Source organism: Paraburkholderia sp. BL6669N2 (genome assembly GCF_003387275.1).
Lineage (GTDB): Bacteria > Pseudomonadota > Gammaproteobacteria > Burkholderiales > Burkholderiaceae > Paraburkholderia.
Map to the genome: position 1 here is coordinate 4,150,028 of NZ_QUNA01000002.1, position 11,298 is coordinate 4,161,325.

General features: G+C 63.7%; 12 protein-coding genes. 4 read left to right on the top strand and 8 right to left on the bottom strand.

The window, feature by feature from the left end; genetic code table 11:
• Positions 1 to 162: 162 nt before the first annotated feature.
• Positions 163 to 1,098 (top strand): 2-dehydropantoate 2-reductase, encoded by a 936-nt coding sequence (gene panE, locus B0G80_RS41240; RefSeq protein WP_116123274.1) that lies wholly within the window; start codon positions 163 to 165, stop codon positions 1,096 to 1,098.
• Between the two features lie 67 nt (positions 1,099 to 1,165).
• Positions 1,166 to 1,465: a hypothetical protein gene (locus B0G80_RS41245; protein ID WP_116123275.1), complete on the top strand. Its 300-nt coding sequence runs from the start codon at positions 1,166 to 1,168 to the stop codon at positions 1,463 to 1,465.
• 86 nt (positions 1,466 to 1,551) lie between these two features.
• Here the strand turns inward: B0G80_RS41245 and B0G80_RS41250 are convergent, their stop codons facing one another.
• The 7 genes from B0G80_RS41250 to B0G80_RS41280 are packed head-to-tail and all read right to left on the bottom strand — an operon-like array spanning position 1,552 to position 8,435.
• Positions 1,552 to 2,598 (bottom strand): ABC transporter substrate-binding protein, encoded by a 1,047-nt coding sequence (locus B0G80_RS41250; protein WP_116123276.1) that lies wholly within the window; start codon positions 2,596 to 2,598, stop codon positions 1,552 to 1,554.
• Positions 2,599 to 2,630: 32 nt separating this feature from the next.
• On the bottom strand, positions 2,631 to 3,758 hold the full coding sequence (locus tag B0G80_RS41255) for an FAD-binding oxidoreductase (protein WP_116123277.1): 1,128 nt from the start codon (positions 3,756 to 3,758) through the stop codon (positions 2,631 to 2,633).
• A complete protein-coding gene (locus B0G80_RS41260; protein ID WP_116123278.1) occupies positions 3,751 to 5,184 on the bottom strand; it encodes an NAD(P)/FAD-dependent oxidoreductase in 1,434 nt (477 codons plus the stop codon). Before B0G80_RS41260 ends, B0G80_RS41255 begins: the two co-directional genes overlap by 8 nt.
• Entirely contained in the window at positions 5,181 to 5,603 is a 423-nt protein-coding gene (locus tag B0G80_RS41265; RefSeq protein WP_116123279.1) for a (2Fe-2S)-binding protein, read from the bottom strand. Before B0G80_RS41265 ends, B0G80_RS41260 begins: the two co-directional genes overlap by 4 nt.
• Entirely contained in the window at positions 5,603 to 6,397 is a 795-nt protein-coding gene (locus B0G80_RS41270; RefSeq protein WP_106277067.1) for an ABC transporter permease, read from the bottom strand. The genes B0G80_RS41265 and B0G80_RS41270 overlap by 1 nt, the downstream gene beginning before the upstream one ends.
• Before the next feature lie 39 nt (positions 6,398 to 6,436).
• Positions 6,437 to 7,351, bottom strand: a complete 915-nt coding sequence (locus tag B0G80_RS41275; protein WP_116123280.1) for an ABC transporter permease — start codon at positions 7,349 to 7,351, stop codon at positions 6,437 to 6,439.
• Positions 7,344 to 8,435, bottom strand: a complete 1,092-nt coding sequence (locus tag B0G80_RS41280; protein WP_116123281.1) for an ABC transporter ATP-binding protein — start codon at positions 8,433 to 8,435, stop codon at positions 7,344 to 7,346. The genes B0G80_RS41275 and B0G80_RS41280 overlap by 8 nt, the downstream gene beginning before the upstream one ends.
• Between B0G80_RS41280 and B0G80_RS45560 the strand changes: the two genes are divergently transcribed.
• Together B0G80_RS45560 and B0G80_RS41285 are read left to right on the top strand one after the other, a co-directional pair.
• Entirely contained in the window at positions 8,434 to 8,643 is a 210-nt protein-coding gene (locus B0G80_RS45560; RefSeq protein WP_147309984.1) for a hypothetical protein, read from the top strand. The two genes, B0G80_RS41280 and B0G80_RS45560, sit on opposite strands and share 2 nt — an antisense overlap.
• A gap of 95 nt (positions 8,644 to 8,738) precedes the next feature.
• Positions 8,739 to 9,617, top strand: coding sequence for an IclR family transcriptional regulator (locus B0G80_RS41285; RefSeq protein WP_116123282.1), 879 nt, complete (start codon positions 8,739 to 8,741; stop codon positions 9,615 to 9,617).
• A gap of 63 nt (positions 9,618 to 9,680) precedes the next feature.
• Here the strand turns inward: B0G80_RS41285 and B0G80_RS41290 are convergent, their stop codons facing one another.
• A complete protein-coding gene (locus B0G80_RS41290) occupies positions 9,681 to 11,261 on the bottom strand; it encodes an OprD family outer membrane porin (protein WP_116123283.1) in 1,581 nt (526 codons plus the stop codon).
• Positions 11,262 to 11,298 lie beyond the last annotated feature (37 nt).

Here is an 11,298-nt window from a genome sequence, read left to right on the forward strand (position 1 = left end):
TGAGGTAAGCCGCTGTGCAATGCAACACGGCGGCTCGCGTCAATCCTGGCCGGTGCCGATCTTCAATCTTTGCTACATTCTGCACACGCGCCGCATTCGCGCCCCCTGAAGCTCTCGCTCGTGGAGGCAAGCGCGTGATCGAAATCTATCAAGAGGCCAAAGATGCGAATTCTTGTAGTAGGGGCGGGCGCCGTAGGCGGCTATTTCGGCGGCCGTCTCGCAGCGGCGGGCCAGGACGTGACCTTTCTCGTGCGTCCAGGCCGGGCGGAAAAACTCAAGCGTGACGGGCTCGTCATCAGCAGCGTGCGCGGCGATCTCAGCCTGCCCGATCCGCAAACCATTCTCGCCGGCGTCGGCGCCGAGCCGTTCGATCTGGTGCTGCTGAGCTGCAAAGCCTACAGTCTCGACGACGCCATCGACTCCTTCGCGCCGCTCGTCGGCGAGTCGACGCTGATTCTGCCGATGCTCAACGGCATGCGCCATATCGACGTGCTCAACGAAAAGTTCGGCGCGGCGCGCGTGCTGGGCGGCCAATGCGTGATCGCCGCCACGCTCAATGCCGAGCAGCACATCGTGCATCTGAACGACATGCATGCGATCACGTTCGGCGAACAGGCCGGCGGCACCTCGGAGCGTGTTCAGGCGATCGCCGAGGCCATGGCCGGCGCGAATTTCGACACACTGGTCAGCGACAACATTTTGCTGCGCATGTGGGAGAAGTGGGTGTTCCTGGCCACGCTTGCAGCCAGCACGTGCTTGATGCGCGGTTCGGTCGGCGATATTCTGGCTGCGCCGGACGGCAAGCGCGTGATCGAGAATCTGCTCGGCGAGTGCCGCGCGGTGGCCGAGCACAACGGCTTCACCATGGGCCCGGACTTCGACGCACGCGCCACCCAAACGCTCTTCACGCCTTCGCCGCTCACCGCGTCCATGTTGCGGGATGTGGAAAACCATTCGCATACCGAGGCGGATCACATTCTCGGCGATCTGATTTCGCGCGGCGGCGACGCGCAAAAAGGCGAGCACGGCTTGTCGTTGTTGCGCATCGCCTATAGTCATCTGAAGACGTATGAAGCGAGGCAGGCCCGCACGTCCTGAGCGATGCCATGGGCACGAATCGGGACTTCACGGGCATGGCCAACAGCCTAACGATCAGAGGTGAAGCATGCCGAGCCCCATCGGATCAGTGCCCGCACTCAGTGCCGCTTCGGCCACGATCTTCTCGATCGGCATCGTCTTTCTCGGCTACTGGGGTTTGTATGAGCCGACCCAGTGGCGAGTCGCCGACGTCTTCGTGTTCGTGTCCGCGCTGATCGGATTCGCCTGCCTCGGGCTGGTGCCGTGGGTCGCCACGAGTCCTGTCGAACCCGAAGGCAGCGATAGCCGGATTCGCATTGCGCGGCATCTGTTTCTTGTCGGCGTGGTGGGGATCTGGCTGGCGGTGGCGATGTCGGTGATTTTCTAGAACGACACCCACGCTCACGCATAAAAAACGCGCGCCTTGCACAGTTGCAAGGCGCGCGTTTTCGTTGATGCGCAACCAGTCAGCGCTTAGCGCTCGATCTGCCGGTTCCAGCGCGTATCCCACTGCGCGCGGTGCGCGTTGATCGTGTCCCAATCCACCACCGTCACCTTGTGCACCAGGTCGTCGACGTTGCCGAGGCTTTGCTGCATGGGCGGCGTCATCTTCGCGAGACGGTTGGTGGGTATCTGGCGCCCGGCTTCGGCGGCCTTGGTCTGCGCCGGCGCGGACAACAGGAATTGCGCGAGCTTCTGCGCCAGTTGCGGATCGGGGTTGTTGTTGACCACGCACAAGTCGACCAGCAACAGCACCGGACCTTCCTTCGGATTCACATAGCCGACCGGAATGCCCTTGTCCGCCAGATCGCCCACGGCGGTCGGCGTCAACGGGAACAGGCCCGCCTCGCCGGTCTGGACCATTTCGGAAATCTTCGCGGAGTTCGGCACGTACTCGACGACGTTCGGTCCCACCGTGCTCGCCCATTTCGTGAAGCCCGGCTCCACGTTCTGCTCGCTGCCGCCCATCAGGCGGTTGATGGCGAGAAAGCCGTGCAGCCCGAAGGTGCTGCTCGGCGCCGACTGGAACACCACCTTGCCCTTGTATTTCGGATCGGCGAAATCCATCCACGAGGTCGGCGGCGCCCAGCCTTTTTCAGCGAACAGCTTCTTGTTGTACGCAATACCGGTCATGCCGAGTTGCACGCCCGCGCCCATGTCGTCCTTCATGCGCGCGAACGGATAGAGCTCCTTGAGCACGGGCGCATCGTCGAGCTTCTTGCACACGCCCATGCTGACCGCGCGCGCCATCACGCCGTCGTCGAGAAACACCACGTGGATCTGCGGGCTCGCCTTGTTGGCGAGCAGCTTGGCGAGAATGTCCGACGACGTGCCCGGCACCACAACCACCTTCACATTGTTGGCCTTCTCGAAGTCGGGCAGTACCTGGCTCGTATAGGCCTTCTCCATCGGGCCGCCGTTCATGCCGATGTAGATCGTCTTGGTTTGCGACCACGCCGGCGCGGCCGCGCTGAATGCGCACAATGCGGCCAGCGCCGCGAGCGTCTTGAACAGTTTCATTGAGGGGCTCCTGAGGTTCACTAAACGAGGACTTAAGCGACCGGTGAGGTCGCGACAGCAGCAAAGCGGCCAATCGAAAAAGCGTCGAGTGGCGTTGCGGTGGCGCCGTCGACGACGAGATCGGCGAGCAGTTCGCCGACGCCCGGCGCGAGCAGGAAGCCGCCGCCTGAAAAACCGAATGCATGCAACAGACGCGGCACGCCACGGCTCGCACCGATGATCGGATTGCTGTCGGGCGTTTCGCCTTCCACGCCGCTCCATGTGCGGATCAGCAGCGCCTCGCGCAAGGCAGGCAGCAGCGTGCACGCGTCGCGCATCACGGCGCGCGTGGTATCCGTCGACGGCTGGCCGTATTCGCCGTCGCCATGTCCGCGTCCGCCGCCGATCACGCAGTTGCCGCGCGCCACTTGTCGCGCGTAGATGCCGCCGCCGTACACGCCCAGGTTGTGGGTGATGAAGAGCGGCAACGGTTCGGTGACCCACATGTTCGGGTAGATCGGTTTCATCGGCGCGGTTTCGCCGAAGTAGCCCGCCACCGTATTCGCCCACGCGCCTGCTGAATTGATGAGCCAGTCGGCGCTGATGCGCAGATCGCCGGCGCGCAGTTGAAAGCGCGTGCCGTCATGATGAATGTCGGTGAGTTCGGTTTGCTCGCGCACATCCGCACCCGCAGCCCGCGCGGCGCGCGCGAAGGCGGGCGACACCAGCCGCGGGTTCGCATGGCCGTCGGTCGCGCACAGCGAGCCGCCCACGGCGGCCGGCCCGAGCCACGGGTAGCGCTGGCGGAACGCCGCGCCGCTGATCAGTTGCGTGTGCAGTCCATACTCGCGCGCCATGTCGGCCCACGTCTGCAGCGCGGCGAGATCGCTTTCGCTGCGAGCAAGGCGCAAATGTCCCGACATCGTGAACTCGCCGTCGATGCCGATCAACTCCGGCAAGCGGTCCCAGATACGTCGTGCGCGGATTGCGAGCGGCATCTGTTCCACCGGTCGGCCCTGGCAGCGCACGCCGCCGTAGTTCACGCCGCTTGCCTGCGCGCCGCAATAGCGCCGCTCGAACAGGCCCACGCGCAAGCCGCGTTTCGCGAGCGCCAGTGCCGCCGATGAACCGACCAGGCCGCCACCCGCAATCGCGACGTCGTAATGCAGCGTGTTACTCATCGCGCGCCTCCGCGGGGATGTCGGCGACGTCGTCGGCATACATTTCCGGCGCGAGCGGAATCGGTTTGACGGGCGGCTGGCTACGCAAACGGCCGACCGCGTCGAGCGGTTTGCCGGTTTCCCCGGCGAGCAGGGTCAGCGCGGCTTCGCCGCACATGCGTCCCTGGCAGCGGCCCATGCCGGCGCGCGTGAGCGCTTTCAGCCGGTTGATCTCATTCGCTTCGCCGCCCCGGATGCAGCGCCGTAATGTGCCCGCGTCGATCTCTTCGCAGCGGCACACGGTCATGTCGTCGGGCCATTGCGACGCGCAGTTGGCCGGCGGCGCGAAGGCTGTTTCGATGCCCTCGCGAAACACCGCGATACGTTTCAGACTGCGCTCGATCGATGCGGCGTCGGGCATGCCCGCACCACGCGGATGCGCGATGCCGAGATCGTCGAGCAAGGCGAGCGCGGCGCGGCGCCCGGCCAGTTCCGCGGCGTCCGCGCCGGCGATGCCCGCGCCGTCGCCGGCAAGATAGAGGCCGGGCACGGAACTGCGGCCCCCCTGGTCCACTTCAGGCAGCCAGCAACGGTTGGTCGCGTCGAAGCGGAAGCGGCAGCCCGCGAGATCGGCGAGTTGCGTCTCGGGTTTGAGGCCGAAGCTCACGCCGACCGCGTCGCATGCAATGGTTTCAGTCGGCGAGCCTTCGCGCGACGCGCGCCATTCGAGCGCTTGCACACCATCCACGCCACGAATGCCGACCAGCGTCACATCACGCTCGATCCGCACACCATGCGTTTTCAGCCAGCCGACGTAATACAGGCCTTTCGCAAAAGTAGCCGGCAGACGCGCGAGTTTCGGCGCCGCGGCGATCTGCCGCGAGAACGGACTCGTGTCGAGCACGGCCATGACTTGCGCGCCGGCTTTCACGTACTGATACGCCACGAGATATAACAGCGGTCCGGTGCCGGCCAGCACGACGCGTCGGCCGATCGCGCAGCCTTGCGCCTTCAGCGCGACCTGGGCCGCGCCGAGCGTGTAGACGCCAGGCAAGGTCCAGCCCGGCACCGGCAGCACGCGGTCGGTCGCGCCGCTGGCGATGATCAGATGCGAGAACGGCACGCGCAGCTCGCGTCCCGCATGCAACGTATCGAGCCGGCCCGCTTCGCAGGCCCATGCGAGTGTGTCGGGGCGATAGTCGAGATGAGGCAGCAGCGCGGCCATGGTCGAATGCAAGGCTTCGGCCTTGTGCGCTTCGAAACCGTAAAGCGTTTTTTTCGAGCGCTCGAAGCCGCCGTTTTCTGGCGGTTGCCGATAAATCTGGCCGCCCCAGCGCGCGTTTTCATCGATCACGATCGGCTTCACGCCAGCCGCGACCAGCGTCTCGGCAGCGCGTACGCCCGCCGGCCCGGCGCCGACGATTACGATGCGGCGTGCGTCGCTCATCGGGCGTCTCCGGTTTTATTCACGGCGCCGAGACCGGCATCGGCGCCGGCTGCGGTCGTGGCGAGCCGCGTCAGCACGCGCATGCCTTCGCTTACGAGCGTCGAGCACGCTCGCACGCGTTTGCCGTCTTCGGTGCGCATCCAGCAGTCCTGGCATGCGCCGATCAGGCAGAAGCCCGCGCGCGGCGCGCCGCTGAATTCGCTTTCGCGCACGTGGCGCTGCTGCATCAGCACAGCGGTCAGCAGCGTGTCGCCTTGCAGCGCGGCGACCTGTTCGCCGTCGAGATAGAAGTGCAGCGTTGCGCGCCGCGTTTCCGCCACGCGAACGAACTGCGGCTCGCGGCGCGCGGCGTCCGCGTGGGTAGACGGCGAATGGGACGGCAGCGTGGACGGCATGAGAGCGTGGTCGGAAGAGGACATCAGTGCTGGCCGATCAGAATGCGGTTCAGACCGTACACGCGGTCGAGCAGCAGCATCGCGCCGCCGGTAATGAAGATCACCAGCGCGGAGACGGAGGCCATCATCGGATCGATCGATTCGGTCGCGTACATGTACATGCGCACCGGCAGCGTGACGGTTTGCGGCGAGGTGACGAAGATCGACATGGTCAATTCGTCGAAGCTGTTGATGAAGGCCAGCAGCCAGCCGCCGGTAATGCCCGGCAGAATCATCGGGAAGGTGATGCGGCGAAACGTGGTCCACGGGTCGGCGCCGAGCGAGTGCGCGGCATGCTCGATACTGCGATCGAGGCCGCTCACCGACGCCAGCACGAGCCGCATTACAAACGGCGTAATGATGATCATGTGCGCGAGCACGAGCCAGGCGAACGAGCCGGTCGCGCCGATCAGCGCGAAGAAGCGCAGCAGCGCGATGCCGAGTACGAGCCCGGGAATCACGAGCGGCGACAGCAACAGGCCATTGAGAAAGCTGCGCCCCGGAAAACGCGCGCGGCCGATGGCAAGCGCGGCGGGCAGCGCCACGATCAGCGACAGCGTCGCCGAAGCGAACGCCAGCTTCAGGCTGTTAAAGAACGCGCCGATGAAATCCGGGTAATTGAGGATCGCGCGGAACCAGCGCAGCGAGACGCCGTGCGTGGGCAACGTGAGCGTTTCGTCGGGCGTGAAGGCGACCAGCACGACGATCACGAGCGGCGCGAGCACGAACGCAATCACTAGCGTATGGAAAATCAGCGCGATGGGGCCGTTTCTTCTCATGATGTTTTCACTGAATATGCCGATGAAATTGCCGATGAATTAACCGAGGCTTCTGGTGTACCTGCGCTCCAGAACCCGGTAATACGTGAGCATCACGATCAGATTCGCGATCAGCAGCAGGAGCGCGATGGTCGCGCCGAGCGGCCAGTTCAGCGAGCCGAGGAATTCGTCGTAGACGGCGGTGGCGGCGACTTTCAGGCGTCGTCCGCCGAGCAGGCCGGGAATCGCGAAGGCGCTCGCCGACAAACCGAACACCATCAGGCTGCCCGACAGAATGCCCGGCGTCAGTTGCGGCAGGACGATGCGGCGCAGCGTGGTGGCGGGCGACGCCATCAGCGAAAGCGCGGCGTTTTCCGTTTGCGGGTCGAGCTTCTGCAACGCGGTCCACACCGGAATCACCATGAACGGCAGCATCACGTGCACGAGTGCGATGACGATCGCGAAGGTGGTGTACTCCAGCTTGTACGGCCCGAGTCCCACCAGACCGAATGCCTGGTTCACGAGGCCGCCGGTGTTGAGCAGCATGCTCCAGCCGAACGCCCGCACCACTACCGAAACGAGCAGCGGCGCGAGAATCACCAGCAGGAACATCGAGCGATACGGATCGCGCATGCGCGATAGTACGTACGCTTCCGGCGTGCCGATCGCGACGCACAACAGCGTGACGAGAAACGCAATGCCGAAGGTGCGCAAAAAGATGGTGTGGTAATACGATGAACTCAGCACTTCCATGTAATTGCCGAACTGGAACGCGGCGATCGGCCCGCTGGCCGGATCGAAGCGATAGAAGGTCAGCACCAGCGTCATCAGAAGCGGCACCAGCACGAGCGCCACGAACAGCAGAAAGGCCGGCGCGCACATCAGCCAGAGCGGCAAAAATGCTTGCCAGGGCGCGCGGCGGGCGTTGGCGGACTTCATGTCGCGGTCGTCGGCGGCGGGCAGCGTACTAGCCATGATGCGCGTCCCGTTGAATGAAGCGGATCGCCTCGCTGTTCCAGTCGACGCCGACCGCCGCGCCTTCGGGCAGCGGCTCCGTGCCTTCGTTCTGGCAGCACACCAGCACTTCGCCGAGGCGGCTGTCCAATCGATACAACCATTGGCTGCCGAGGAAGAAACGGCTCGTCATGGTGGCCGGCACACGTCCCGCGTTCGGTGCGCACAGCCGCAATTTTTCCGGACGGATGCACAAGGTCACCGCGTCGCCGACGCCGACCACGCGCTCGCGCGCCGGCAACTGCGCCGTATGTCCCGTCTCCGCGAGATCGTGGCCGAGGTCGATGCGGATCGCGTCGCCGTCGCGTGCCACCACGGTGCCCGGCAGCATGTTGGCCTTGCCGATGAACTGCGAGACGAAGCGATTTTCCGGGCGCTCGTACGCTTCGTACGGCGTGTCGATCTGCGTGATGCGGCCGGCTTCCATCACCACCACGCGATCGCTGATCGACAGCGCTTCGGATTGATCGTGCGTCACCATGATGGTGGTCGTGCCGATCTTGCGTTGAATGCCGCGCAGTTCGAACTGCATGTCTTCGCGCAGCTTGGCGTCGAGATTCGACATTGGTTCGTCGAGCAGCAGCACCGGCGGCGCGATCACAATGGCGCGGGCAATCGCCACACGCTGCCGTTGACCGCCGGAGAGTTCGCGCGGAAAGCGATGCGCGAGCGTGTCGAGGCGCACCAGCGACAGCGCTTCGCGGATGCGCTCCTTGCGCTCGGCCTTGTCGATGTTGCGCATCTCCAGGCCGAAGCCGACGTTGTCGGCGACGCTCATGTGCGGAAACAGCGCGTAGCTCTGGAAAACGATGCCGAGGCCGCGCTTGTTCGGTTTCATGTGCGTGATGTCGCGGCCGTCGAGCGTGATGCGTCCGCGCGTCGTCTCGACGAAGCCCGCGATCATCTGCAAGGTGGTGGTCTTTCCGCAGCCGGACGGACCGAGCAGCGAAACGAACTCGCCTTTCTCCACCGACAGGTTCACGTCGGTGACTGCCTGCAGATCGCCGAACGATTTCGTTACGTCCGTGAGTGTGAGGAACGACATGATCTGGCCTTTGGATGGTTCGACACCGGTTCAATCGACTACTGCATCGATGACGCCGACTCTAGCTAGCCAAATTACCGTCAGTCAATTTCAAATTCCGTTTACCGGTACAAGATTAGAAAAAATTCCGCCAAACGGAATCTATTCATTGAAACCGGCGGCAGGTGTTCCGCTGTATGGTCTCCGGAAAATCCCTATGAATCATTGATACAACGGTGCCGCGTGGGAAAACTGGCAGAATTCCGCTGACGGATAAAACGCCTTATAGTGTTCCAATCATTGAAATAATTCAGAGCCAATGAAATGAATCCTGCCGCCAAACGAGATGCCGACACCGACACCGCGGACACGGGCAGCGCCCCCGGTCCCGGCATGCTGGAACGCGCGTTCGCGGTAATCCGCGCATTGTCCGAAGCGCAGCCCGACGGCGGACGCGTCACGCGTCTCGCGAAAGCGGTCGGGCTCACGCAAGGCACGGTGCATCGCATCCTGCATGCGTTGATCGCGGAAGGCATTGTCGAACAGGATGAAAGCTCCAAGCTGTACCGGCTGAGTGTGGATTTTTTTGCGCTCGCGGCGCAGGCCGGCAACCCGAGCGGCATGCGCACGCTGTGCCGTCCCGCGTTGTTGCGTCTGTGCGCAAGTCTCGGCGACACGATCTTTCTGCTCGTCAAAAGCAGCTTCGACGCGGTGTGCCTCGACATCTGCGAAGGGCCGTTTCCGATCCGCTCTTTCACAGGCGATATCGGCGGGCGTGTCGCGTTGGGTGTCGGGCAGGGCAGTCTGGCGATTCTGGCGTTTCTGCCCGAGGCGGAGCGCGAGGAGATCATCCGTTTCAACGTGCCGCGCATTCGCGGCTACGGTGTGCTCGACGAAGTGTATTTGCGCACCGAGATCGAACGTGTGCGCCAGTTGGGCTACGCGGGGCGCAATAGCGGCGTGCTCGACGGCATGGCGGGCGTGGCGGTGCCGATTCTGGACCGCACGGGCGTGGCGGTGGGGGCGTTGAGCGTCGGCACGCTGGCCGCACGTCTGGGCGACGACCGTCTGCCGATGGTGGTCGAGTTGTTGCGTCGGCAGGCCGATGCGATCGGCCCGCAAACCAATCCGTTCGATGTCGCGTTGCGCCGGCCGATGCATGGCCTGTCGCGCGCGATGACCACCGAACGGATCACGGGATAAGCGCACGCGCGATCAACGAGGCAGCGCGCAAGCCGCGCCGCCTGTCGAATCGCCTGAGAGCGTTTAGAACACCTTCACCGGCACATTCACCACCAGCCGGTATTCCATGTTGTTGCCGTCCGAATAGTGATACTGGCTGTTGTGCCACATCGCGATGAACGTGATCTTCGTGTCCTTGAAGCGTCCGCTTTGCAGCGTGTAGCTCGGAATAAAGCCGAATTCGTGATGATGGCCATGTACCGGCTCGCCGTTCTTCCAGTACAGATCATGCAGCGGCGCGGAAGGCGAGGCATTCTCCGCCGCGCCCGCCGACGCATCCGCGCCCCAGCCGTATTGCCCCCAGAACATCGCTTTGAGTCCAGGCACGCCGGCGTATTTGCCGTCGAATGTATAGCGCAATTGCAGCGACTGCTCGTGCGGCGCGTTGTAGTCCACGTCCATCGAGTTGGTCAGATAGATACCGTTGGTCTCGTTGACATAGTCGAAGAACTGGTCGCCGAGCACCTGCTGGTAGCCGAGCAAAAGCGCGTGCGGGCCGTGCTGCGCGGAGACCGACACGCTGTACGCATTGCTGTTGATGTGCCCCTGACGCGACGCGCCGGTGTCGTGCGTCGAGTAAATGTTCGCAAGGCCGCTCCACTTGATGGTGGTCGGATCGCCGAACGACTGGGCGACCGAGCCGTAGTACTGACGCCAGACGTCGTCGGCCTGATCGACGTACAGCGCCATCTCGCCGTTCTTCGCGTAGTGCCAGGTGCCGCCCACATACGTCAGGCGATCGATCCGCGTGCCGCCGTACGAGGTGGTGAGATTGGTCAGATTGGTGTGGCCGCGGGCGTCGACTTTGGTGAAGCTGCCGGCCTGCAATTCAGTGTGCGCGAGATCGTTGCTGACCATCGAGACGCCGAGAAAAGTCGGCGGCAACGCGCGGTTGTCGTGCGGTTCGAGGAACGGGTTTGTCACGTCCTGCAAACCGTACTTCACGACCGTTTCCGAAATGCGTCCCTTGATGTCGTACATGCCGGGATACGCCCACGCGAGTTGCTGCGAACCGCCGCCGTCCTTGCCCACGTGCACCATGTTGCCCGCGCCATTGCCGCCGTCGAGCTTGAGTGCGCCGAACAGCGACGCATCGACGCCGAAGCCGATCAGCCCTTGCGTGTAGCCGGATTCAAAGTTGGCCTGCGCGCCTTGAACCCACGCGTGACGGTAAATCGTGTTGGGCGCCTGGAAGTAGTCGGCGTAGTTGCGAAACTGCAGATTCAGATGGCTGTCCGCGATGAAACCCTTGCTTGCCATTTGGCTCGAAAGCGGCGCGGGCGGCGTCACGGTCTGACTGGCCTCGGCGTTGACGACGGCGTTGGTGGTATCGGGTTGGTCGTTACGCACGTGGCCACCTTGCTCCGCCCGGCGCTTGCCGGAAGCATCGATTTGCTGCGTTGGCGTGGTTTGCGCGAGTTGCGCGGGGGACGACAACGTTTGCGCGACCGTTTGAGTTTTAGACGCCTCGGAGGTGGGCTCCGTGACGCCGTCGTCGGCATACGCGTTGGCGGCTAGTGTCAGTGCGGGAAGCGTGAATGCGCAGTAAAAGAACGTTGCTGCTCCGGTTTTTTTTGACCGGCTTTTTGATCGGGTATCTTTCATTGAGTACGTCTCTGATTATTGTGGTGAATCTTTGGCT

Bases quoted from the DNA above. Each gene is read 5' to 3' on its own strand.
- B0G80_RS41280 (WP_116123281.1), bottom strand. From the start codon at position 8,435: ATGTCGTTCCTCACACTCACGGACGTAACGAAATCGTTCGGCGATCTG.
- B0G80_RS41260 (WP_116123278.1), bottom strand. From the start codon at position 5,184: ATGAGCGACGCACGCCGCATCGTAATCGTCGGCGCCGGGCCGGCGGGC.
- panE (WP_116123274.1), top strand. From the start codon at position 163: ATGCGAATTCTTGTAGTAGGGGCGGGCGCCGTAGGCGGCTATTTCGGC.
- B0G80_RS41290 (WP_116123283.1), bottom strand. From the start codon at position 11,261: ATGAAAGATACCCGATCAAAAAGCCGGTCAAAAAAAACCGGAGCAGCA.
- B0G80_RS41275 (WP_116123280.1), bottom strand. From the start codon at position 7,351: ATGGCTAGTACGCTGCCCGCCGCCGACGACCGCGACATGAAGTCCGCC.
- B0G80_RS41255 (WP_116123277.1), bottom strand. From the start codon at position 3,758: ATGAGTAACACGCTGCATTACGACGTCGCGATTGCGGGTGGCGGCCTG.
- B0G80_RS41250 (WP_116123276.1), bottom strand. From the start codon at position 2,598: ATGAAACTGTTCAAGACGCTCGCGGCGCTGGCCGCATTGTGCGCATTC.
- B0G80_RS41285 (WP_116123282.1), top strand. From the start codon at position 8,739: ATGAATCCTGCCGCCAAACGAGATGCCGACACCGACACCGCGGACACG.
- B0G80_RS41265 (WP_116123279.1), bottom strand. From the start codon at position 5,603: ATGTCCTCTTCCGACCACGCTCTCATGCCGTCCACGCTGCCGTCCCAT.
- B0G80_RS45560 (WP_147309984.1), top strand. From the start codon at position 8,434: ATGATCTGGCCTTTGGATGGTTCGACACCGGTTCAATCGACTACTGCA.
- B0G80_RS41270 (WP_106277067.1), bottom strand. From the start codon at position 6,397: ATGAGAAGAAACGGCCCCATCGCGCTGATTTTCCATACGCTAGTGATT.
- B0G80_RS41245 (WP_116123275.1), top strand. From the start codon at position 1,166: ATGCCGAGCCCCATCGGATCAGTGCCCGCACTCAGTGCCGCTTCGGCC.